This is a genomic window from Bernardetia sp. ABR2-2B, assembly GCF_037126435.1.
In the GTDB taxonomy this organism is placed as follows: Bacteria; Bacteroidota; Bacteroidia; order Cytophagales; family Bernardetiaceae; genus Bernardetia.
Genome location: NZ_CP147020.1, coordinates 3,676,133 through 3,700,902, shown reverse-complemented (window position 1 = coordinate 3,700,902; position 24,770 = coordinate 3,676,133). Strand labels below are relative to the sequence as shown.

The following is a 24,770-nucleotide window of genomic DNA, read 5'->3' as shown; positions in this document are numbered from 1 at the left end:
ATTTTACTTTATGAAATTATACGAAAAAATTATTCTAGGACTTTTTGTTGTATTTATCTTTATACAGCTTTTTGATTTTACAGGAGCTACATTTCTTCTTGTAGTTTCAAATTTATTATTGAGTTTATCTTATCTAATCGGAGGTTATTGGCTTTTAAACGATTCTGAAAAAGAAAATAATACAGTTTCAATAGTAGCAGGAGTAGTATTTGGATTAGCTTTATTCTTTTTCTGGAAAAAAATAATGCCTGATACTAATAACTATACCTTATATTTTCCTGTTCCAAACATTATATTTTGCTTATTAATCGCTATTTTATTATTTATAAAACGTAAAGAGAAAGTATTTGTAAATAAAAATAAACTAATTCTTATTCGTTCGTTTGTCATCACTCTTTTTACAGCATTTTTCTTTTATATTCCAACAGATTTTATTCCATATACTTCGGTTATATATTATCTCAATGCCCCTAGAAAACATTTACAACACAACTTGAAAGTAGTAGAATATAACAAAAAAACAGAAACTGCTTTAAAAAATGAAGAATACGAAAAAGCAATAGATTATGCTACCAAAGCAGAGCAAAATGGTAGATTGTGGCTTGATATTCCTAGTAACAAAATTCTTTCAGATAATGGAATAGTAGATACATTATTTCTACAAAAATACGACCTCCAAAAAATGAATCTTATCTATGATAGGTTGTATCGTTCCTATTACAACCATGCCATGAACAATAGTAGAACTAAAGAAGAGGAATTAAAAAACTTCAAAATAGCTCATCAATTTCTGACTATCTATAATTTTCAAGGTGGAAACTGGAAAGAGGAAGAAATAACTTCGCTAACTCTCATTGCAAGAACTCTTAGTAAACTAGACAGAAATGAAGAAGCTCTTTATACTTTTAAAAATGCTTTTAGTATTGCTCAATCTCTCGGAGAAAAAGCTAATCAGAAAGTTCTTTACACATATGAGGCAGGAGGAGATTACCTCTCTAAAATAGAAAATTATGAATTATCAAATCAATATTACAAACCTGTTATAGATGGTTTACTGAAAGATTCTTTGAATAATGAAAATAGAATTGAATTAGCCAATTTATATAAGAAAACAGCTATTAATCATCAAAAGTCCTTTAATTATCAAGAAGCTCTAAACAATCTCAATCAATCTTTTTTCTATTTGAATGATGAAAATAATGATATTTATTGGTCTGCTTTGTACCATTATGGACTTGTAAAGGGTCATTTCTACAAATACAAAGAAGCTGACTCTATTCTTTCTAAATCTTTATCTCTTTATGGGCAAGATGAAAAAGTGTATAATGGAAATATTGCTTTATGTAATTATGCTTTACATCTAGTAAATATTGAATTATCTAATTATGAAAAGTCAGAGAATTACATAAAAAAATCTTTAGAGATTGTTGAAAAGGAAACTGGAAAAATAAACGCTTTTTATAAATCCTATTTAGCTTCTTATGCAAACCTTAACGTAATCAAAGGAAACTATCAAGAAGCAAAAAATCAATATAAAGAGTGTTTGGTTATACATAAAAAAACAAAGAAAAATGAATCTATCAGAGCAAATTTACTTATAGAACTTGCTCTCATAGAAATAAAACTATATAATTTTGATATAGCGCAAGAGTATATCAAGCAAATAGAATCAATACTAGAAGAGAATGAGAATATAGATATATATAATTTTATAAATAACTGGGCTTACCTCAATTATTCTATAAACAAACTCAAAAAATCAGAAAAACTTTATAATGAAGTCATTGAAATAGATAAAAAAATGAATGCTTCCAATGATATGAGTACAGCAACAGCTTCAAATGGTTTAGCTCTTATACATTTGGAGAAAAAAAACTATAAACTAGCAGACACTCTTTTTAATGATGCTTTAAAAATCCATAAAGATGCTTTCAAAGATGCTTCTCATTATTCTTCAGCTACTTTATATCTGAACATGGCACGTTTATACATTCTTCAGAAAAATCCTATAAAAGCTGATAGGCATTTAAAAATTTCCTTAAAAATGAATGAAGATTTGTTTGATAAAAATCATTTGAATTTTGCTGAAATCTATTTAGTTAAGGCTGATTTAGCTCTGTTGAATAAAGACAAAAAATTACAAAAAGACTTTTTAGAGAAAGCATTATCTATTTTTTCAAAAGAATTAGAGGAAGACAACATACAAATCAGAAGCTTGAAAGCAAAGATTAACTCAATTGTTTTATAGAACCATTGGTTCTACGTAAAACCTCCAACAATCTCATAATCTCCTCCTCTGTATTAAAACTATGCAAACAAATTCGTAAACGCTCATCTCCTTTTTTTACAGTTGGAGATTTGATAGCACGAACTTCAAAGCCTTTTTTTTGTAATTCTAAAGCTACTTTTTGGCATTCTTCATTTCCCTTTATAGGAATAATCTGAATAGGCGTTTTTGAGTTAGTAAAACTATTATCTGAATCTGAATACAAAACCTTTTTGCTTTGATAAACAAATAATTCTATATTTTGATGTAATTTTTGATTTATTTTTTTTTGATAGATTTGAAGAAAATCCATTGCTTTTTTGACAGAAACTAACTGAAAAAGTGGTGGCGCAGTGGTATAAATGAAAGGCAAAGCAAAATTTATGAGATAATTTATAAGTGTTTCACTTCCCAAAATGACAGCTCCTTGAGTTCCAAAACCTTTTCCAAACGTATTTATTCTAGCAAAAACTCGTTTTTCTAACCCTAATTCTGTAACTAAACCATTTCCATTTTTACCAAAAACTCCTGTGCTATGAGCTTCATCTACTACTAAATTTGCATTATACTTTTCACAAATCTGCACTAGCTGTCGAAGAGGGGCAATATCTCCATCCATTGAATAGACAGATTCCACGACAACTAGAATAGTTTGGTTTTCATTGGTTTGAGACGCATGACGATGCGTCTTTTTTTGTATGCGTAAAATTTTCTTTTCTAAATCTTCTAAATCATTGTGCTTGAATGAAAAATGATTGGCTTGACTTAATCTATAACCTTCTTTTAAAGATGCATGAACTAAATTGTCATATAAAATCACATCATTTCGTGTCAAAATAGAAGATAAAAGAGCAACATTTGCATGATAACCAGAGCCAAAAAATAATGCTTTTTCTGCACAAAAAAAATAAGCTAATTGAGTTTCTACTTCTTCAAAATACTCATTATGTCCAGACAAAAGACGAGAACCTGTTGAGCCATTGCGAGAAGTTTTGAAACGATTACTCTGAACTTTATATTCTTCTAAAATATGATTTTGTAATTCTTGATTACGAGCCAAACCCAAATAATCATTCGAAAAAAAATCGATATTATTTGGGTTTGGTAAAACTAATGAACGCAAATTGTTTTCTTCTTTACGCTTATTTAGTTTGTTTTGAAGCTGTTTTTGAAGGTAGTTTTCTAAATTATTTTTCAACGATAGTTCTATAAAAGTGTATTCTTATTCTCTTGGTTTTTCTCCTCATTCTCTGTGGTCAAAATGTATTTCGTAGTTCTTTAAGAAAACAAAAATTTGTAATTGTACAATTTAATATTTAACTCCCAAGCTACTAAAAACAAAAGAAAGCAACCATGCAGGACCAATCAAAAGAAACTTCAAATCATCAATAAAAGAAGGTTTTTCTCCTTCAATTTTATGTCCAATGAATTGCCCTATCCAAGCTACCACAAAAATAGTAAGCGAAACTGCCCAAAGAGGAACAGAAAGGCTAGTATCAATCCAATTACAAATTGAAAGATAAACAACAGCAATTCCAATCATTCCTAGAAAAATAGGAAAAGAAAGGCGCAGATAAAAGATAGAACAAGCAATACAAAATATGGTAGCAAAATTTGCAAAATTACCCATAAAAGGGAATAAATCTACTAAAAACTGGTGTGGAATACTCCAAAGCAATCCCAAAACACTAAAAAAAATGGTAGGAACGCAAACCCAATGAATGAGTTTATTAGTATGGTTTTGATGGCTTTCTCCATATTTATCAAGCCATTGTTGCATCGTCATCATAGTTGTATTGTTTTGTGTTTGTGTAAAATTGTTTCTCCTAAATATAATAAAAACCCAACTCAAACAGAAAGTTTATAAAAAAAAAAGCCCCAAGATATTCTTAATGAAAATACTTAGGGTCTTGTGTAAAATAGATTTTTTACTGAAGTAATTCTAACAAAAATTATCCTTCCAAAGCCGTTACTCCTGGTAATTCTTTTCCTTCCAAATACTCTAAAAGCGCACCACCACCTGTCGAAATATAGGATACTTTATCTCCAGCTTCCATTTGATTAATAGCTGCTGCCGAATCACCACCACCAATAAGCGAATAAGCTCCATTTTTGGTTGCTTCTATTACAGCTTCTCCTACTTGCTTTGTTCCTTCTGCAAAATTAGACATTTCAAAAACTCCCATAGGACCATTCCAAAGTATTGTTTTTGCGTCTTTCAAAACTTTTGCAAACTCTTTTTGTGCTTCCTTTCCAATATCTAAGCCCATAAAACCGTCAGGGATTTCTGTATTATTTACAGGTTTTTTAGTTGCATTATTATCAAATTTATCGGCTGCAAGAGAGTCTTTTGGTAGGTAGATTTTTACTTCTTTTTCCTCTGCTTTTCTCAAAAGTTCGTTTGCTAATTCTAATTTGTCTTCCTCTACTAAAGAACTTCCAATTTTTCCTCCTTGTGCTTTAAAAAATGTATAAGCCATTCCACCACCTATAATAAGAGAATCAACTTTATCTAATAATTTTTCAATAATCATTATTTTATCAGAAATTTTTGCTCCTCCCATAATTGCCACAAAAGGACGTTCTGGTTTTTCTAATACTTTTTTTGCATTTTCTAGTTCATTATGCATTATATAACCACAAACTCTGTTTTTTTTGTCAAAAAATTCTGCTACCGTTGCTGTTGAGGCATGTTTCCTATGAGCTGTTCCGAAGGCATCATTTACATATACATACCCATAACGAGCTAGTTTCTTGGCAAATTCTGTATGGTTTTCATTATCTATTTTGGTTTCTGCTTTATAAAAACGAACATTTTCCAATAAAATAACTTCGCCTCTTTTGAGTTTTTTTACTTTCTCAAAAGTTGCTTCACTTGTAATATTTTCTACAAACTCTACTTCTGTGTTCAAGTGTTCTTTTAAATATTCTACGATATGCTTTAAAGAAAATTTATTTTCTCCTTTGCCTTCTTCTTCATACTCTCCTTCATTTTTAGGTCTTCCCAAATGCGACATCAAAATAATTCTTCCACCATCTTTGAGTATTTTTTTGAGGGTAGGTAGTGCAGCCTTCAGACGAGTATCATCTGTAATTATGAACTTCCCATTTTCCTCTTTTAAAGGTACATTAAAATCTACACGAACCAACACACGCTTTTTGTTGAAATAATAACTATCTAAATGAACCATAGAATATAAATTAGAGAATAAGAGATTAGAAATTGAGAATAATCTTAAAACACAAAATTAATCAATATACCTCAAAGTTTTCAATTATCGGTTGAAGTAGTATTTCTATCTATTCTTAGGTAGCTTGATATGAATTGAATAATTTATATTTTTTTATGATTTCGCTTAATTATTTTTGATAAAAAATCAAAAAGTATTACTATCAAAAAGCTATTTTAAACTCATTATAAATTAGCTACGCTAGGTTGTTAATTATTAGTATTTGTTTTGGATTATTAAGAGATATGATATACTTTTATGGCAGGATAGAAAATTTCATTTAAAGGCTTATGTATTATTTTTATTTGGCTTATTTATTTATTGACCAAATAATTATTTTATAATAGCATTAAAGCCACATTTTTCCTTATATAATAAATTAACTTTCTTACTGTAAGCGAAAATGTATTTTCTGTTTTTTTTCACTTCCTTTATTAAAAGGAAAATCAGTTTTTTATTAGATTTGGGCTTAAACGATTTTTCTTAAAAATTGTTTTAACATAACATTTTTGTTATATTGCCTTAACATCATTGCTGAAAAGCAACCTTCCGATTTAATTCTGATCAATTGTTTATTTTAAATTAACATTAACTAATCTCATGAAGAGAAAATTATTACTAAGTACGCTAATGAGTCTTATGCTGATCGGTTCAGCATGGGCGCAGCGAACAATTACTGGAACCGTTATAGATGCCGCACAAGGTGGTTTACCTGGAGCAACTGTACAGGTAAAAGGAACAAACACAGGTACAACAACCGACTTAGAGGGTAAATACTCTATTATTTTACCTGATGGGAAAGATACACTCGTCTTTCGTTTTATAGGTTATGAAATGCAAGAGGTAGCTGTTGGTACTCGTACTTCTATTGATGTACAACTTTCTGATGCTTCTGAACTTACAGAAGTAGTAGTTACTGCATTTGGAGTATCTAGAGAAAAACAATCTTTAGGTTATGCAACGCAAGAAATAAAAGGAGACAACTTAGTTCAAGCTAGAGAAATGAACGTAGTGAACTCTCTAAATGGTAAAATTGCTGGTGTTCAGATTACTGGCTCTAACTCTATTGGAGGCTCATCTCGTGTTGTTATTAGAGGTAATAGCTCTATTACAGGAGAAAATCAACCTCTATTTGTTGTTGATGGTGTGCCTATCGATAACTCAAACTTTGCTAGCGATGAGGGTACTGCAAGTGCAGGAAATCAAGCAAGAGGTGGTGGAGGTATTGACTATGGAAACGCAGCTCAAGATATTAACCCAAATGATATTGAATCTGTAAACGTATTGAAAGGTGCTGTTGCAAGTGCTTTATATGGTTCTCGTGGTCAAAACGGTGTTATTCTTATCACTACTAAGAAAGGAACAAAACGCAAAGGTCTTGGTGTTACTTTCAACTCTGGTGTTCAGTTTCAAGATGTATATATACTGCCTAACTATCAAAATAAATATGGTGCTGCTGGTCTAAGAGATTCAGATGGAAACCTTGTAACAGATGATAATGGTAATGCTATTCTTAATTATGGTCTTGATGGTAGCTGGGGTCTTCCTCTAGATGGTTCTATCACGGCTCGTCATTGGGATAGTTTTAACCCTGAAGACACAGAAAACTTTGGAGTAGGTCGTCCTTTAGTAGCAAGTGAAGGAAATGTAAAAGACTTCTTTGATCGTGGTACTATGTTTAGTAATAGTTTATCTCTTTCTGGTGGTAATGAAAAAGCTACTTTCAGATTATCTTACACAAATGTTGATCAACAGGGTACTTTCCCTGGTTCAGAGATTAAGCGTAATACACTTAGCTTTAACGGCTCATCAAAACTTTCTGAGAAACTTAGTACTGCAATAGGTTTTAATTATGTAAATCAGAGAGGTAAAGGTCGTCCACAAACTGGATATGGTGAGGGTATTATGTCTATGTTTAATCAGTGGTATCAACGTCAGTTAGATACAGATCGTCTTTTTAATAATTATATTACTAGTGATGGCTCTCAAATTACTTGGAACAGGGTAAGTGCAGATGATGCTTCTCCTAACTACTTTGATAATTTTGCATGGACGGTACATCAAAACTACTCAGAAGATCAAAGAGATAGAGTATATGGTAATGCAGCTATTACATATCAAATACTTCCTTGGTTAAGTGCTACGGGTCGTGCTTTGGTTGATACTTATACAGATCGTAGAACAGAAAGAACAGCTATTGGTTCTGTCAATATTCCTTTTTATAATGAAGACCTACGTACAGTAACAGATAATAACTATGACTTTATCTTGAATGCTACTCACAACCTAACAGAAGATTTAAGTTTAGTTGCTATGGTAGGTGCTAACAGTCGTGTTAGAAATTATAAACGTAATTTTTCAGGTACACAAGATGGTCTGAATGTTCCTAACTACTTTAATATTGGAAACTCTGCAGGTACTCCAGAAGTAAGAGATGATGGTAGTAGAAAAATAGTAAACTCTTTATTTGCTAGTGCTTCATTTGGCTATCAATCTACATTTTACTTAGATGTTACAGGTAGAAATGACTGGTCTTCTACACTTCCAGATGGTAATAATTCTTATTTCTATCCTTCTGTTACAGGTAGCTTTATCTTCTCTGAAAAATTAGAGGCAGATTGGCTTTCTTTTGGTAAGTTACGTGCAGGTTACGGACAGGTAGGTAATGATACAGACCCTTATCGTATTCTAACTACTTATGAAGTAAACCAAAACTTTGGCAGCAATGGTAACATGACTGTTCCTAATGAAAGAAATAATCCTAACTTGCGTCCAGAAAGAACTGATGCTTGGGAAATTGGGGCAACAGTAAATCTTTTCAAAAACAGAGTAGGTCTTGATGTAACATATTATAACTCTGTTACTAAGGATCAAATATTTGGTGTTCCTGTTTCTCCAACTACAGGTTATACAAGAACTGTTATTAATGCTGGTTCAGTAGCTAACAGAGGTATAGAAGCTATGTTGAACTTAAAAGTATTAAATACGAGTGGATTTACTTGGGACGCAACACTTAACTGGGCTAGAAACAGAAATGAAGTTGTTGAACTTGCTGAAGGAGTAACTACTCTTCGTTTGGCTTCACTATTTAGTGTATTCTTAGAGGCTCGTGAAGGAGAATCATACGGAGTATTTGTAGGTCCAACTATTGCTAAACATACTGATGGAAGCTATATTGTAGGAACAAATGGTCGTTATGTATTAGAACCAACTGCTGGTGTAGGTCCTTCAATTATGGCTGACTGGACAGGTGGTATCAACAATACTTTTTCATACAAAAACTTTAGACTTAGTGTTTTAGTTGATGGACAAATGGGCGGTAGTGTATATTCAGTTACTAACATGTTTGGTCATTATAGTGGAGTCTTGGAAGAAACTGCAGAAGGTTCTATGCGTGAAGATGGTGTAGTAATTGATGCTGTAGTACAAACAGGAGTAAACGAAGATGGTTACCCTATTTCTGATGGTACTGCAAACGCAACTGCAATAAATGCACAAACTTGGGGAGTAGATTATTTCTCTCGTGGACGTGCTTCTCTAAATGTTTTTGATGCAAGTTATATTAAACTTCGTGAAATTCAGTTTGGTTATACGCTTCCTACTTCATTTGTTAGTAAGACACCATTCCAAAGAGCGTCTTTATCATTTGTAGCTAGAAATGTAGCTATTCTATTCCGTAACGCTCCTCATATTGACCCTCAAGATGGTGTAAGTGCTGGTAATGTTCAAGGTTTTGAAGGTGGTGGATTACCAGGCGAACGTAGCTGGGGATTCAATTTGAACCTTTCTTTCTAAACCATTTTTGTTCAAACTATAAAATTCGTATTCAAAATGATAAAAATAATAAAAAAATATAAGCATACTTTAGTAGCAGCATCTTTAGCTACTTTCATGTTTGGTTGTAATCCAGACCCAGATATAAATATTGATCCAGATGAGCCTAGTACAGCCTTTCCTTCTTTTTTGCTTACATCAGCACAAAAAGAATTGACAGATAATATTTGGGATCAGTGGGCAAACGGTAGAAGAGGAATGCAGCTTTCTCAATACTGGGCTTCTAATCAATATTCTGATGAGAGTCGTTATGCGTTCCGTCCAGGAATTAGTAATACCCTGTGGGCTATTTACTATGCAGGTGTTATAGCTGACTTGAACGAAATTATTCGTTTGAATACAGAAAACCCCGATGCGTATGTGGGATTTGGTGCAACAGAAAATCAAATTGCAGTAGCTAAGATTACACGTGCTTATATGTATCAAATAATTACTGATACATGGGGAGCAGCTCCTTTCTCTCAAGCAGGTAATCCTGATGAGTTCTTATATCCAAAATATGATTCACAAGAAGAAGTATATAACGGAATCATCAATGACTTAAATGATGCTGTTTCTTCTATTAATACAGGAGGAGCTAGAGTATTAGGTGATGTTATATATAATGGAGATATGAGCAAATGGCTTTTGTTTGCTAACTCTTTGAAGCTAAAGGTAGGAATGAGAATTGCTGATGTATCTCCATCACTTGCTCAACAAACTGTTTCTTCAGCTGTAGCTGCAGGCGTTTTTCAGAGCAATAGTGATAATGCACTATTTAGCTATCTTTCTGCTGCTCCTAATAATAATCCTTTAAATGAGGATCGTAAAACACGTGGAGACTTTGCTATGAGTAATGTCTTTGTAGAGCAGTTATTAGACTTGAACGACCCAAGACTTGCCTTGTATGCTGCGCCTACATTGTCAAGTAGCCCTAGTGACCCAATGGATGTGAAGTACGTAGGAGAGGTTTATGGACTATCAGAAAGTGATGCTGCAAATACTGCTGATCAAGATATTTCTCAACCATCTGATTTAGTATTGCAACCTACATCTCCAGGTATTTTGATGACCTATTCAGAAGTACAATTCTTGTTAGCAGAAGGTGTAGAAAGAGGATTTGTTTCTTCTGGTTCTGCAGCAGAATATTACAACTCTGGTATTAGTGCTTCTATGAACTACTGGAGTGATGGAAGCCTATCTGACCAAGATATTGCTGCTTATACAGCACAATCTAACGTTAGTTACTCTGCACTTAAAGCGAGTGGACAAGAGTGGAATGAAATCATAGGTAAACAAAAATGGGTAGCCCTTTATATGCAAGGATTAGAAGCTTGGACTGAGTACCGTCGTCTTGACTTTGGTATCCTTCAAGCACCTGCAGATGGCGCATTAGAAGGTGATGGAAATGTCCCAGTACGTATTCTATATCCTATCAATGAGCAATCTTCAAATGGAGAAAGCTATACAGCAGCTGTTGCTGCACAAGGAGCAGACGCTTTAACTACAAAATTATGGTGGGACACTAAATAAGCCCCTAAAATAATCAAATAAAAAAGCCTAGATAATAATTATCTAGGCTTTTTTATTTAGTTTGTAGATAATGTTACGAAAGTTTAGAAATAAGTTTGCTAATTCAAAAATAAATTGTAATTTTGCACTTCATTAAAGACAACTAAAACACACGAGTGTAGCTCAGTTGGCAGAGCAGCGGTCTCCAAAACCGCAGGCCGTGGGTTCGAGTCCCTCCGCTCGTGCAAATCAGAAACAAATACGATAAAATATATAATTTGATTTAGAAAAAATCAATTGGCTTTTTCTAAATGATTATTATAGTGAGTTTGATAGCACGTTTTTAATCAACGTAAAATCTATCAAACTCACTTTTTTTAGAGTTTTTTTACTCTGTTTTTTTTATTTTTAAGATAAAAAGAAGTTAAAAAAAAAGTCTAATAGAATAATCACATTAGACGAACTTACGATAAGACAAATTATACTCAGTATGAAAAAAGTAATCGAATTTTTGCAAGAATCTCGTGATGAGATGACCGAACACGTAACTTGGTCTTCATTCAAAAGTCTTCAACAGACTTCTGTAGTTGTCCTTGTTGCATCGCTTATCTTTGCACTTATCGTCTTTGCAATGGATCAAGCCTTCCAATTTGGTCTAGGTGAGATTTATAAATCATTCTAGTAAAAGAAATTACAACTCAAATAAATTACCGACAACTTACAACTCACTCCTAACAAAATTATGGGCGAACTCAAATGGTATATTTTGCGTGTTGTTTCTGGAAAAGAACGCAGCGTGAAAGAGTATCTTGAAAAAGATATAGTTATCAATAATCTACAAGAATATTTTGGTCAAATTATCAACCCTACCGAAAAAGTATTCCAAATTCGTAAAGCGAAAGATGGAAAAACAAAAAAAGTAGCTGTTGAGCGTAATTATTTACCTGGCTATGTACTTGTAAATGTAGATTTAGACTCGCCAAATAGTGGAGAACTTATTCATCAACTTATCAATCTACCAAGTGTTATTGGATTTTTAAGAGTAGATGGACAGCCTCTGACAGACAAACCTCTTCCAATGAGAGATTCTGAAGTGGCTCGTATTTTAGGAAAAGTAGAAGCTGCTGACCAAGATGAAGTAAAAGATGACACACAATTTATGGTAGGAGAATCTATCAAAGTAATGGAAGGTCCTTTTGCTGGGTTTAGTGGAACTATTGAAGAGCATCAAGAAGAAAAGAAAAAATTGAGTGTAATTGTTAAGATTTTTGGTAGAAGTACGCCAGTAGAATTAAATTATTCTCAAGTGCAAAAAGAAGAATAATTATTAGTTATCAGTCAATAGTGACCAATAACCAGTTAAACTAAAAAAATAATTTTGAAAGGTTGGAAAGTAAACTTTCAAAACTTAAAATATAAATCTATAAGTTAAGAGCTACAACTTATTTATAGATTTGTCTCCAAAAATTTAGTGGTTTAAAATTCTAGTTTTTAGATATGAAGCTTCCATGAGTATCTATCAACTTTTAAACTATTAAATTATCAGTATTGTAGCATTTGTTAGTAATCTGTAAAGTGGTTATTTAAGATAGCTAGTTTATACAATGTATTCTGACTGTTTTAATTAATTACATCACAACAACCGTTTCACAATCATGGCAAAGGAAATAAGTGCTAAACTTAAAGTCATAGTAAAAGGTGGTCAAGCTAATCCTGCTCCTCCAGTAGGTCCTGCTCTTGGTGCAAAAGGTGTCAATATTATGGAATTTTGTAAGCGTTTTAATGCTCTTACTCAAGACCGTATGGGACAAACTTTGCCAGTAGAGATTACAGTTTTTGGCGATCGTTCTTTTGACTTTATCATCAAAACTCCTCCTGCTGCGGCACTCTTAATTGAGGCTTCAAAAGTGAAAAAAGGATCAGGCGTTCCAAATCGTGAAAAAGTAGGTAAAGTAACTTGGGATCAAATCCAAACTATTGCCGAAACGAAAATGCCAGACTTAAATGCCTTTACTGTACACTCTGCTATGAAAATGGTAGCAGGTACGGCTAGAAGTATGGGTCTGAACGTTACTGGAAAAGCTCCTTGGGAAACTGCTGAATAATTAACATTTTAATTACAGGTAGTAGAGGAAAAGAATATTTTTATTCACAAAATTAAACGTAGGAGATTAATTAAATTTAATCGTTTGACTACAACAATGTTATGGCAAAATTAACTAAAAAACGTAAGGAAGCCCTTTCAAAATACGATCCTCAAGCAGAGTATATGTTGGATAAGGCAAGTGAATTGATTAAAGAAATCAATCTTGCTAAATTTGATGCTTCTGTTGATATCGATGTGCGTTTGGGTGTAGATCCACGTAAAGCAGACCAAATGGTTCGTGGCGTGGTTACTCTTCCTCACGGAACAGGTAAAAAAGTACGTGTACTTGCTCTTGTTACTCCAGATAAAGAAGCCGAAGCCAAAGAAGCTGGTGCTGATATGGTAGGTTTAGACGATTATATCGCTAAAATTGAAGGTGGCTGGACAGATATGGACGTTATTATTACAATGCCAACTGTAATGGCGAAAGTCGGTCGTTTGGGTAGAGTATTAGGTCCTCGTGGTCTTATGCCAAATCCAAAAGCTGGTACTGTTACAATGGACGTAGCTAAAGCTGTTACGGACGTAAAGGCTGGTAAAATTGACTTCCGTGTTGATAAAACGGGTATTATTCATGCAAGTATTGGTAAATCTTCTTTTACAGCAGAGCAAATCAAAGACAACGCTAGTGAATTACTTGCTACGCTTGTTCGTTTGAAACCTGCAACTGCAAAAGGCTCTTACATGAAAAGTGTCCACCTTTCGACAACAATGAGTCCATCTATTAAGATTGACAAATCGTCTATCAAAGGTCTATAATTAATCCACCACAAAACTCAATAATACTATGAATCGTGATCAAAAAACACAAGTAGTTAAGGATTTGGTGGAGAAGTTTTCTAATTCAGCGAATTTTTATGTAACTGATTCTTCTGGAATGAGTGTTGCTCAAACAAATGCACTTCGTCGTGCTTGTTTTGAGAAAGGCATAGAATACCGTGTAGCTAAAAATACACTTATTCGTAAGGCATTAGAGCAAATTGATGGGGACTTCGAACCATTGGTAGAAAAAGGAGCTTTGAAAGGCTTTTCTGCTATCATGTTCTCTCCAGAAACTGCAAAACTTCCAGCACAAATCATTAAAGATTTTCGTAAAAAGAACAAACTAGAAAAACCAGTATTTAAAGCTGCTTCAGTAGAAACAGCATTATTCTTTGGAGAAGAAAGACTCAACATGTTGAGTGAAATCAAATCTAAAGATGAAGTATTAGGTGAAGTTGTTATGCTTCTTCAATCTCCTGCTCGTACAGTTACTGCAGCTATCCTTAGTGGTGGTGGTCGTATTGCAGCGATGGTTAAAGGAATTGCCGAAAAAGGCGAATAATAACTAGTTGGTTTGTAGAAATTTTACACATAAATCTCTATAAAAAGACAACTCAAAAAATAGTCAAAGTAAGTAGTTGTATATTTTTTTTATACAAAATGGCAACTAAGGAAGAAACTACTTTTCTGCTCTGATTATTTAATTTAAAATACTGCTTCCAAGTTGTATTTCTTTTTTAACCGAATAAAACACGTTTAGATTTTCCAAAATAGATTAAACTGATTTATTCAACCTTTTTACATACAGTAAGTCTTTATTTTTTTAAGACTTATTTATTTACGAACCTCAATTAAATAGATACTATAATGGCAGATTTGAAAGCAATCGCAGAACAACTTGTTGGTCTTACAGTAAAAGAAGCTAACGAGCTTGCAGACATTTTAAAAGAAGATTATAACATCGAACCTGCTGGTGGTGGTGCTGTAATGATGGCTCCTGGAGCTGCTACTGCTGAAGAAGCAGAAGAGCAAACAGAATTCGACGTAGTATTGAAAGCTGCTGGTGGCTCTAAATTAGCAGTTGTAAAATTAGTTCGTGAACTTACAGGTCTTGGCTTGAAAGAAGCGAAAGAATTAGTTGATACTGCTCCTAAAGCAATCAAAGAAGGCGCATCTAAAGCAGAAGCTGATGATATGGCTAACAGACTTAAAGAAGCTGGTGCTGAAGTAGAAGTTAAGTAATCTAACTCCTATATACTTTAGCTTAACAATATAGCTTTGATATTCTATCAAAACCTAAGAATTCTATTTTTATAGAAATTCTTAGGTTTTTTTTGTGGAAAAAATTACTTCTAAGAATGATATAGAATAGAAAAAGAAGTATTTTTGAACTCTCAAATAAACAGACAAAAATTAAAATCTAGTTATGAAATACTTTCAATCAAAACATACTTGGCTACTATACATTTTAGCTTTTTTTACAGTCTTAAATTTATATGCTAACTACAAATATGATTTTGTATTAGAATTAGCTTCAAAACCATTTCTCATTCCCATTTTAGGAATCTATTTGTATGTAAATACTAGAAAAGTAACAATTCTACACAAAAAAAGTCTTACTAATTTTGTCTTAATTGCGCTTTCTTTGGCTTGGTTGGGCGATATTTTGTTGCTCTTTCAATCCTACAATCCATTATTTTTTATGTTGGGATTAGGCAGTTTTTTGATTTCTCATATTGTGTATATTCTTACTTTCAGAAAATCATTGAATGGTCAAGAATTGGATGAGCCTAAAAAATTATTTATTCGTGCGATTCCTTTTATCGGAACGGCTGTTTTGATGCTTACCTTTTTATATAAATGGCTTGATACTATAATGCTTATAGCTGTTCCTTTGTATATCTTAGTTATTGTAACGATGGCTTTTATGGCAATGGAACGTGCAGGAAAAGTTTTGAAGAAAAGTACAGAATATGTTTTTTTTGGTGCATTTTTATTTATGCTTTCAGATTCGTTACTTGCAATAGATATTTTTGTAAAAAACTTTACCATTCCTTATGCACCTGTCTTTGTGATGCTAACTTATGTGGCTGCACAGGCATTGATTGTATATGGAATGATGATTCAGATAAAATCTAATTTAAATTAATACTTTAACTCTCATTGAGGTCTAAAGCATCAATGAGGGTTATAAAGCAAACACAAAATAAAAAACGTATGTATAATTTACTCAAAGGAAAAGTAGGTATTATTTCAGGAGCTTTAGATGAAAACTCTATTGCTTGGAAAATTGCAGAGACAGCACATGCAGAAGGTGCAAAGTTTGTCTTGACAAATGCACCTGTTGCACTTAGAATGGGAACAATTCAAGAGTTAGCAGAAAAATGTAACACTATTGTTATTCCTGCTGATGCAACTTCAATAGAAGATTGGGAAAATCTTTATGAGAAAGCAACTGCACACTTGGGGGGCAAACTAGATTTTGCTTTGCATTCTATCGGAATGAGTCCAAATGTTCGTAAGAAAAAAGATTATGGTGATTTAAACCACGCTTGGACACTTAAAGCAATTGATATTTCTGCTCTTTCTTTCCACAAAATGCTTCAAGTAGCTGAAAAAATGGATATTTTGAAAGATGAGGCTTCTGTTGTTGCACTTACTTATATTGCTGCACAAAGAACTTTCCCTGATTATAGTGATATGGCTCATGCAAAAGCTGTTTTAGAATCTATTGCTCGTAGTTATGGCTACCGTTTGGGCAAATCCAAAAAAGTAAGAATAAACACAGTTTCACAATCTCCAACAGCAACAACAGCAGGAACAGGAGTAGGTGGTTTTGATGCTTTTATGAATTATGCTGAAAAAATGTCACCTCTAGGAAACGCTTCTGCTCAAGAATGTGCTGATTTTGTAATTTCTCTTTTCTCTGATTTTACTAAAAAAGTAACTATGCAAAACCTTTATCACGATGGAGGATTTTCTGCAATGGGAGTTTCAGAAGAGGTAATGGAAATGTTTGGAGTAGAAAAGTAAATCTATCTTATTCTATTTTCATTTTCATCAAAAAAAGGTAATTGAATTTTTTATTATTTCAATTACCTTTTTCTTATATGAATTTTTAGAATTCTAAATTCTTAAAAGCTCCAACCCAAACTTAAAGCAGGGACAGGAGTAGGATTTAGTAAATTTGTACGAACAGATTTAAAACCCAAACTAGAAGGCATAAAATCATTCTTAACAATTACAGGTTTTGAAAACTTACGAACTTTTTTGTTATGATAACGAATCGTTTTCTTAATTATGTTATCTCCCTTCTTATTTAAAAGATAACCTCCTCCGTATAATAACCCACCTGCCCCTATAAAGGCCAAACCTCCATAAGGAAATCCTGCACCACTATTACTACTGTCAAGACTATTGACTAGTATAAGTACGCCTCCTGCAGCTACAAAATAGCCTCCAAATGTAGCTCCAACACCAGCATAATGATACACCAATGATTTACGTAAACCAGCAGCGCCATCTTGGTTACCAACATACTTCATAAAATTAATAGTTTCCTGAAAAGTCATAGCTTTCTTTTGTCTTTTTACATAGAAAACCCTCTGTTTCGAATCATAGGAGAATTTCTTTCCTAACATAACTTCTTCCTCCTTTTTTACTACCTCATACTTCCTACGTGAAATAGTAATATATTGTTTTTTGACTTTAGCTTTGTTAAAATCAATTCCTTCATAGCGACGTTCCTTAAAATAATCTTGAGCTTCTGCTTGATAAGTCAAAGAAAATAAGAATGAGAAGGCAAACAAAATCAGTATATTTTTCATTAAAATGTCTTTTTTATTTTTGATAGATTTAATTTTTTGAAAAAGGTTTATCTCCTCTTACGTTTGATTTGGAAAAGATGAGAACGAGTAATTTCGGAGAGTTTTTTCTTTTTAATAGATTTCTTTGATGTATTTCCTTGTATCATCTTTACCTCTCCTGTATTTACATCATGCATCAGCGTAATAAAAATAGATTCGTGTCTAGTTGCTTGACGATATACTACATAAGGAATAATAGGCCAGAAAAATATAGAAGCAAATACTGGAGCAGTCCTAAATTTTACTTTTTTATCTATCACAGCCATTCTAGTAAAATAAGGTGTTCCATACTTTTTTGAAAGAGCTTGTAATTCATCATAATTACTAGCAATCATATTTACATTTGACTCTCCCATTTCCTTGTACCAAGAATTAATAACAGCTAAGTCATTAAATTTTTCAGCATCATTTTTTCCAAAAGCGACAGGATTTAAGGAAACCAGTCCTAACTTAACATCTTTGCTATTTTGCTTTAGCTCTTGGTGAAAAACAGTTTGCATACTGTCACTTGTAAATATATCTAAAGGTTGGTCTTTCCGAGCATCTACACGAATATAAAAAGGATTTACCATCACAATTTTATTTATTCCAAGTGCATATCCTTGTGTGAAATTATCACTCATTTTTTTCATTTCAGCAGCAGACATGCCGTCTTCTCTCCTATTTTCTGCCTTTTTGTGAGCTAAATAAAGTCGGTCTCCTTGCTTACGAAGCTCTTCAAACTCTTTATGAGCTTGTATTTTTTGCCAAGCAGGATACATCAAATCTTCTGAATAATTAATTTGATTTTTCTTTTTCCCAATCGTCTTTCCTTCACTAAAATTACTATAATATAATTTTATATCCATTAAAAGACTAGGAATGGCATTTTTGAGATAAGCCTCACTAGGATATTTATCAAGCATTTCGAAACAGTGTGCTAGAGCCAAAACAGTAAGTTGATAATCATCTAGCTCTTCCAAAGCAAAGTACCAGTTTCTACCATTCCAATCCATACGGCTGTAAAGCTGGTCTAAATAAATACGAGCTTTCTCATTATCATATTTAGCAATACCATACAAAGCTTTAGTGAGCGACATTTGGACATATTTACTATCTCCATACTGTTCTTGTAATAATAAAGTATGATAAAGTGCATCAATATATTTTGCATCAGAAAGATATAATTGACAGAGTTCAAAACGAGCTGTTTTCTGTACCAGTTCAAATTTTTCTTTAGAAATTATATATTCCTTTCCTGCATTTGTAACACTACTTTCATTCATTCTCTTCATGGCTAAATCTTGTCTTTCGGCTGCGCTTGGATGTGTACTTAGAGCCAAAAGCTCTTCTATTTCTGCCGAATCAAGCTCTTCACGCTCTACAATATGAACGGTATCTATGTAATAAGTACTATCAGGGAGTTGAATATAAGAATTATTTAAAAATTTACTTTCAAAAACAAGTGTATCAAAAGGACGACGAGTATTTTGAAGCATATCAAAAGTTTTGGCTGCAGCTAAAAGGTCATATTCTGTTTCTTTAAAAATTTCCCATCCATACGTATCAGCTTCTATTTCGTGTTCTTTAGAATAATTACTTTGTGCTAATCGTTTGGCGTACAGTTCATCTGATTTGTTATCAAAACGGAATGCTTTTTTATTCTTTTTACTATTAACTGCTTCTCTAAAAAGAAATTGATTAATACTATGTTGCTTTACATAATGTGTAATTTCATGAGCTAAAATATAAGCTAATTGAGCCTCATTTTCAGCACGAGCAACTAAACCCAAATTAATAAAAATAGCTCCATCAGGATTTGCAAACGCATTTGGAACAGGAGATTTTACGACATAAAAACGCACTTTTCCTTGTAACTCTTCATTATCTTTTAATAATTCTGTGGCTATTTCATTAAGGTACTGACTTATATCATCTCCGAAAATAACATTTCCACTCCATAATAATTGTTTGAGAGAAAAGCTACTTTGAAGGTTGAAGTTATCAATACTTTTAGCTGTCTTTTTATCTGTTCCTTTTGCAATAGTTGCATTTTTGGCAACATAACGATCACTTACAGAAAGGAGAAAGTCTTCAGGAACAGTTCCTTTTGACTCTAAAGGTTGATATTCTTCAAAATTGATAGTAGTAGAATCATTTTGAGAATAAGAATCATTGGTAATTAGTGTAAGATAAGTAGATAAAATAAACACAAAAGTTATTTTTATAAAATAATATTTGCATAAAGTAAAGTAATTCATCATTAAATTTTAGATGTAATTTTAAAATCAAAAAAAGTAAATACAAATATAGTTACTATTTTTATAAATTCTCAAAATAGAGCGAAAATCCTAAAACTGTTTCACTTTATGAATAAAATAATTTGTGTCTTAATTCTTATTTTAAAATAAAAAAGTGTACTTTTGCGCCATTGAATTTTTCTTGTAATCAGATAGTATAAGAAAATCTACAAAAATATTTTTTACTCAAAATTGGATTAGAAAAATTATGGCAACTAACCGTACTTTCACAATGATTAAGCCTGACGCTTTTGGCGCAAATAATACAGGCAATATTTTGGCAATGATAGAAGAAGCAGGTTTCCGTTTGGTAGCTGCAAAAATTACTCGTCTTTCTGAAGAGCGTGCAGGACAATTTTACGAAGTGCATAAAGAGCGTCCTTTTTATGGCGACCTTTGCAAATATATGTCTTCTGGAAATATCGTTGCAGCTATCTTAGAAAAAGATAATGCCGTAGCAGATTTCCGTAAGCTTATTGGTGCAACTAACCCTAAAGATGCTGAAGCTGGAACTGTTCGTGCAAAATATGGCGAATCTATCGAAGCAAATGCTGTTCACGGTTCTGATTCTGATGAGAATGCACAAATTGAAGGAAATTTCTTTTTCTCTCGTTTAGAGCAATTCTAAATCAAATAATATATTGATTTTTATAAAAAAACCGTTTCAAAATTTAGTTTTTGAAATGGTTTTTTGTTCTCTAAGTTAGCTATCCTAATTTTTCAGTTCCTACTTCCCATACAATTCTGCCAACTTCTCAGCACAGCGTTCTCCGTCCATAGCAGCCGAAGCAATTCCACCTGCATACCCTGCACCTTCTCCACAAGGAAAAAAGCGTTTCAAAATTGGATGCTCGTTTGTTTCTCTTTCTCTAGGAATACGGACAGGCGAAGAAGTACGACTTTCTACTCCCACAATTTGCGCTTCGTTGGTCAAAAATCCTTTCATTTTTTTATCAAAAGCCTTAAAACCAATTCTCAAACGCTCCACAATTTCGGGAGGTAAAACTTTTCCCATTTCTACAGAAACCAATCCTGGTTGATAAGACGTATCCAAAAGCGAAGAAGATAGTTGCTTCTGTGTAAAATCTATTAGTCTTTGTGCAGGTGCAGCTTGTGTATTTCCTGCAACTTGACAAGCATTTTTTTCAATTTCTTCTTGATAATACAATCCTGCTAAAGCTCCTTTTTTTGCATATTTTTTGTTCCATTCTCGCTCATCTATCGCCACTACGATTCCAGAATTAGCATATTTTGAATTTCGTTTTGAGGGCGACATTCCATTTACTACCACTTCGCCTTCCAATGTTGCAGCAGGAACAATAAATCCCCCCGGACACATACAAAATGAAAAAACTCCCTTCTCTAAATTATCAAAAGGCACTTGTTGAACAAGAGAATATGATGCAGCAGGTAAATATTTATCTCTCGTTTCTCGTTTGTATTGAATTTTATCAATCAATTTTTGTTGATGCTCTACACGAACACCAATTGCAAAAGGTTTGGCTTCAATCAAGATTTGCTTTCTGTCCAAAAGCTCAAAAATATCTCTCGCAGAGTGTCCTGTTGCCAAAATAACTCCTATTCCTTCTATTTTATCGCCGTTTTCTAAAACTACACCTTTGAGTTCTTCTTCTTTTCCTTTTGTAATAATGAAATCAGTTACTTTGGTTTCGAACAAAACTTCTCCTCCTGCATCTAAAATACTTTGACGCATTTCTGCCACAATTCTAGGTAATTTATTTGTTCCAATATGAGGATGGTTATCTATCAAAATATCTTCTTTTGCTCCGTGAGCTACAAAAATCTCTAAGACCCTTCGCCAATCTCCTCGTTTTTTGGCTCTTGTATAGAGTTTTCCATCTGAATATGTTCCTGCGCCTCCTTCTCCAAAACAATAATTAGAATCTGGATTGACAATATGACGACGACTAATAGCTGCAATATCCGAAACTCGCTTTTTGACATCTTTTCCTCGCTCTATCAAAATTGGTTTTATTCCTAACTCTACTAATCTTAAAGCAGCAAACATCCCTGCTGGTCCTGCACCTACGATAATTGCCTGTGGCACATTCTTGACATTTGGATACTCTCTTTTGTACGAAATAGCTGAACTAGCTTTTTCTCCTACAAAAACTTCTGCCCAAACATTGACCTTCAAATCTCGCTGACGAGCATCTAAAGACCTACGAGTTTGCCTAATGGTTACGTCTTCTGTGTTTTCAGAAATATCTAGTTTTTGATAAATAAATTTTTCAAAGGCTTCTTTTTCAAAAGCAATTTCTGGAGGCAGGACAAAGGAAAGTTCTTTTTTCATTTCTAATGAAATTTTATTTTTTTCATATTTTAGTCCTACAAAAATACGTAAACTAAAATTATTTATTTTAAAAGTTAAGTTAATAAAGGCATTTTCATAAAAAGTGAATCAAAAATCAGAAAAGATTATTTTTTTTGCACAAAAACCCAAATAACTATTTGATAATCAATAAATTATGTTATTTTTGTAGGAGTGTAATTTATTAAAACAGAGTTTCTAAACCAATTTGGTTAAAAATAGATTAAGAATTAAATAAAGTCTTACGCTAATTTTTTGATAAAGTAAATTGTAATATTAAAAGTATTTCTGTACCTTATCAGACTAAAATTATTCTTTAGAGTGCAACTAGAATAGTAATTTGTTCTTTTATAATGATACAAAGAGTCATAATTATTTGAAGGTTTTCGTTTTTCTTCAAAGTTAGGTCTCATTACCATTCTAATTATTCTGTTTTGTTACATTTGAATCAGACTAAAATATTTTTATTCTTAACAAAGATTAATTCCTTTGCACGATAATTGTCTTAGTTTCATAGAAATTTAAGTCAAGAGTTATAATTTGATTATAGTTCTTCAAAAAACACTATCCACAATTCTAATATCTTTTATATCAATATGTTAAAATTTATCGCTTCAATCTCATTTGTTCTTGTTTTTGCTTTTGGAAGTCAAGCATTTGCTTTTTCTCAAAGCATTCCTGCTAATGTAAAGCCTACTTTCGAACAAAAATTTACAGGAGCTAAAGTAATTAGTTGCCACGAAATCAATGGAGAGCATAATATTATTTTTCAACAAGAAAATGAAGTAAAATCAGCTCGTTTTGATGCTAATGGAAAATGGATTGATACTATTATTTCACTTAATCCTGGTACTGCACCCACTAAAATTATAGAGTATTTGGCTGCTAATCATGAAGGAAAAAGTGGACATGTAAGACGAATTGAGAATGAATCAGGGACTACTTTTTTAGTTTTTATTAGTGAAACGAAAGCTCTCCGTTTTGATAATGACGGAAACATGACAAAAGAAGAAGATGTTAGTTCTATTGATGAGTCTGCACTTAGTACAATCAAATAAGTATTTATTTTTTGATTTCACTCCCCATAAAATATTAATATTTTGAAAAGACTTTATTCTGCATAGAATGAAGTCTTTTTTATTTATATACTGGTTTTCAATATCTAATTGAATACATCAAGTCTATTAGAATAGACCAAGAAAATAGAAAATAGCTTTTGTTTTATTATTATCAATAGATACCATCGTTTCGTACCTATAGCCAAAAAAAAGCTATACAACTTCTTGTATAGCTTCTCCAAATTTAAGTGGTTATTATTTTCCTCTATTAGTTTCTATCTAAAGGAATTACTTTACCAGGTTGTTGCCTGTCCAATACTCCTTTTTCTAAGAGCATATGTTGTATTTGTTCGGCTTTCTTTTTACTCCAATAGTTTCCATAAAGAATTTTGAAAGTAAAATCAGGTCCATAATGATCCACTTTTATATAAGCTTCTCTATATCCTTCTTCAATTAGCATTTCACAAAATTCTTGCGCTCCTTCTTGCTCTGGAAAATCTGTTAGATGAATTACCCAGCGTCGTTTATCAATTCTATGTCCTTTATGGTCATACATAAAATCGTTTTTGGGATCAAAGGGTTGATAAGGAGGATAAAAAGTAGCAATTTCTAATACTTCATTATCTTTCTTGAATGGCATAAACCAATCATATTGCAGTACAGCAAACTCTTGAATATCTTCATCAACTGGCTTTACATATATATAATAAGGATTTCCGTCTTCCTCTTTTTCCATTCTTGCAAGGTCTCCATTTTCTGTTGGTGTATAAACAGTAATAAGAACATTTGACCTTCTATCATCTTCTGGAGATTCTACAAAACTCTCTGGTATCTTTGGAAGTGCCGTAATTACATCCATTTTTCCGTCAAAATTAAAATCACCAAATGATTCTACTCCTGGCAAAATACTATTGAAAGCATAAGCTACCACCTTATCTGGGTCAGTAATATCAAATAAATTATAACACTTGAAACGACAACCTTTTGTCATACACTCTTCACTCAATGTATAAAAACAAAGGTATTTTCTACCTAAAAAGTCAAATTCATAGACATCTAAAAAGATACTTAAATACTGAACTAACGAACGCTCAATACTACAATAAAACTTGAAGTGTTGTCCATTTACATAAACTCCTGTTGGTGCAGGGTTTATGATTGGGTGATACTGAGGTCCATTAAGTACGTATAAAGAAATCGGAATACTTGACCCTTGATAGTCTGTAAAACTAGTATCCTTCTTTTCTCTAGGAAGTGAAGGCGTAGGTTGCATTGTAATAGTAACAGGTTCTTGACTAAGCTGTCCTATTTTATAATCTTGTGCCAAAACAGAAGATTTGAATAGCGCAAATGAACCAATAAATAAAATAAATACGAATATATTTTTCATAAACTGCATTTTTTCTTTATTAAATAAGCAGACTTTGTAGTGTAATTTTAAGGATATTTTTTTTGTATTCTTATTTTCAAAACGCTATACTTTAGCAAAAGTTATATTATCGATAA

At 32.6% G+C, this 24,770-nt stretch carries 20 protein-coding genes and 1 tRNA gene; 14 read left to right on the top strand and 7 right to left on the bottom strand.

Features of this window, described 5'->3' with window-relative positions; translation table 11 throughout:
- Window positions 1-10 precede the first annotated feature (10 nt).
- Entirely contained in the window at window positions 11-2,248 is a 2,238-nt protein-coding gene (locus WAF17_RS15515; RefSeq protein WP_338761444.1) for a tetratricopeptide repeat protein, read from the top strand.
- Here the strand turns inward: WAF17_RS15515 and WAF17_RS15510 are convergent.
- The 3 genes from WAF17_RS15510 to WAF17_RS15500 all read right to left on the bottom strand — a co-directional run bounded on the left by WAF17_RS15510 (window position 2,229) and on the right by WAF17_RS15500 (window position 5,457).
- Entirely contained in the window at window positions 2,229-3,464 is a 1,236-nt protein-coding gene (locus WAF17_RS15510; RefSeq protein ID WP_338761442.1) for an 8-amino-7-oxononanoate synthase, read from the bottom strand. The genes WAF17_RS15515 and WAF17_RS15510 overlap by 20 nt on opposite strands.
- A 111-nt stretch (window positions 3,465-3,575) precedes the next feature.
- Window positions 3,576-4,052, bottom strand: a complete 477-nt coding sequence (locus WAF17_RS15505) for an Mpo1-like protein (protein WP_338770211.1) — start codon at window positions 4,050-4,052, stop codon at window positions 3,576-3,578.
- 166 nt (window positions 4,053-4,218) lie between these two features.
- Window positions 4,219-5,457, bottom strand: a complete 1,239-nt coding sequence (locus WAF17_RS15500; RefSeq protein ID WP_338761439.1) for a phosphoglycerate kinase — start codon at window positions 5,455-5,457, stop codon at window positions 4,219-4,221.
- Window positions 5,458-6,135: 678 nt separating this feature from the next.
- Between WAF17_RS15500 and WAF17_RS15495 the strand changes: the two genes are divergently transcribed.
- The 11 genes from WAF17_RS15495 to WAF17_RS15445 all read left to right on the top strand — a co-directional run bounded on the left by WAF17_RS15495 (window position 6,136) and on the right by WAF17_RS15445 (window position 16,762).
- Window positions 6,136-9,291 carry a SusC/RagA family TonB-linked outer membrane protein gene (locus WAF17_RS15495; protein WP_338761436.1) on the top strand — a complete coding sequence of 1,052 codons (3,156 nt, stop codon included), beginning with the start codon at window positions 6,136-6,138 and terminating at the stop codon, window positions 9,289-9,291.
- A 36-nt stretch (window positions 9,292-9,327) separates the two neighbouring features.
- Window positions 9,328-10,842, top strand: coding sequence for a SusD/RagB family nutrient-binding outer membrane lipoprotein (locus WAF17_RS15490; protein WP_338761433.1), 1,515 nt, complete (start codon window positions 9,328-9,330; stop codon window positions 10,840-10,842).
- A 151-nt stretch (window positions 10,843-10,993) separates the two neighbouring features.
- Window positions 10,994-11,066, top strand: a tRNA-Trp gene (locus WAF17_RS15485).
- A gap of 245 nt (window positions 11,067-11,311) precedes the next feature.
- Window positions 11,312-11,503: a preprotein translocase subunit SecE gene (gene secE / locus WAF17_RS15480; RefSeq protein WP_338761430.1), complete on the top strand. Its 192-nt coding sequence runs from the start codon at window positions 11,312-11,314 to the stop codon at window positions 11,501-11,503.
- A 60-nt stretch (window positions 11,504-11,563) separates the two neighbouring features.
- Window positions 11,564-12,145, top strand: a complete 582-nt coding sequence (gene nusG, locus WAF17_RS15475) for a transcription termination/antitermination protein NusG (RefSeq protein ID WP_338761425.1) — start codon at window positions 11,564-11,566, stop codon at window positions 12,143-12,145.
- A gap of 331 nt (window positions 12,146-12,476) precedes the next feature.
- Complete coding sequence (rplK, locus tag WAF17_RS15470) at window positions 12,477-12,926, top strand: 50S ribosomal protein L11 (RefSeq protein ID WP_338761422.1); 450 nt, start codon at window positions 12,477-12,479, stop codon at window positions 12,924-12,926.
- Between the two features lie 101 nt (window positions 12,927-13,027).
- Window positions 13,028-13,726: a 50S ribosomal protein L1 gene (gene rplA / locus WAF17_RS15465; RefSeq protein WP_338761419.1), complete on the top strand. Its 699-nt coding sequence runs from the start codon at window positions 13,028-13,030 to the stop codon at window positions 13,724-13,726.
- Between the two features lie 28 nt (window positions 13,727-13,754).
- Window positions 13,755-14,291 (top strand): 50S ribosomal protein L10, encoded by a 537-nt coding sequence (rplJ, locus tag WAF17_RS15460; protein ID WP_338761417.1) that lies wholly within the window; start codon window positions 13,755-13,757, stop codon window positions 14,289-14,291.
- A 305-nt stretch (window positions 14,292-14,596) separates the two neighbouring features.
- Window positions 14,597-14,971, top strand: a complete 375-nt coding sequence (rplL, locus tag WAF17_RS15455; RefSeq protein WP_338761415.1) for a 50S ribosomal protein L7/L12 — start codon at window positions 14,597-14,599, stop codon at window positions 14,969-14,971.
- Between the two features lie 184 nt (window positions 14,972-15,155).
- The gene (locus WAF17_RS15450; RefSeq protein WP_338761412.1) at window positions 15,156-15,878 is read left to right on the top strand and encodes a lysoplasmalogenase; all 723 of its coding nucleotides are present in this window, start codon (window positions 15,156-15,158) and stop codon (window positions 15,876-15,878) included.
- 68 nt (window positions 15,879-15,946) lie between these two features.
- Complete coding sequence (locus WAF17_RS15445) at window positions 15,947-16,762, top strand: SDR family oxidoreductase (protein ID WP_338761409.1); 816 nt, start codon at window positions 15,947-15,949, stop codon at window positions 16,760-16,762.
- A 101-nt stretch (window positions 16,763-16,863) separates the two neighbouring features.
- On the opposite strand, the gene WAF17_RS15440 is transcribed toward WAF17_RS15445, so the two are convergent.
- A complete protein-coding gene (locus WAF17_RS15440; RefSeq protein WP_338761406.1) occupies window positions 16,864-17,556 on the bottom strand; it encodes a hypothetical protein in 693 nt (230 codons plus the stop codon).
- Window positions 17,557-17,603: 47 nt separating this feature from the next.
- Window positions 17,604-19,787 carry a M48 family metallopeptidase gene (locus WAF17_RS15435; RefSeq protein WP_338761403.1) on the bottom strand — a complete coding sequence of 728 codons (2,184 nt, stop codon included), beginning with the start codon at window positions 19,785-19,787 and terminating at the stop codon, window positions 17,604-17,606.
- A 295-nt stretch (window positions 19,788-20,082) separates the two neighbouring features.
- Here WAF17_RS15435 and WAF17_RS15430 point away from each other — a divergent pair, with 295 nt between their 5' ends.
- Complete coding sequence (locus tag WAF17_RS15430; protein WP_338761400.1) at window positions 20,083-20,502, top strand: nucleoside-diphosphate kinase; 420 nt, start codon at window positions 20,083-20,085, stop codon at window positions 20,500-20,502.
- A gap of 99 nt (window positions 20,503-20,601) precedes the next feature.
- Here the strand turns inward: WAF17_RS15430 and WAF17_RS15425 are convergent, their stop codons facing one another.
- Window positions 20,602-22,188, bottom strand: a complete 1,587-nt coding sequence (locus WAF17_RS15425; RefSeq protein WP_338761397.1) for an FAD-dependent protein — start codon at window positions 22,186-22,188, stop codon at window positions 20,602-20,604.
- A 614-nt stretch (window positions 22,189-22,802) separates the two neighbouring features.
- On the opposite strand from WAF17_RS15425, the gene WAF17_RS15420 reads away from it, so the two are divergent.
- A complete protein-coding gene (locus WAF17_RS15420; RefSeq protein WP_338761394.1) occupies window positions 22,803-23,264 on the top strand; it encodes a PepSY-like domain-containing protein in 462 nt (153 codons plus the stop codon).
- A 268-nt stretch (window positions 23,265-23,532) separates the two neighbouring features.
- On the opposite strand, the gene WAF17_RS15415 is transcribed toward WAF17_RS15420, so the two are convergent.
- Complete coding sequence (locus WAF17_RS15415; protein WP_338761391.1) at window positions 23,533-24,654, bottom strand: hypothetical protein; 1,122 nt, start codon at window positions 24,652-24,654, stop codon at window positions 23,533-23,535.
- Window positions 24,655-24,770: the final 116 nt, after the last annotated feature.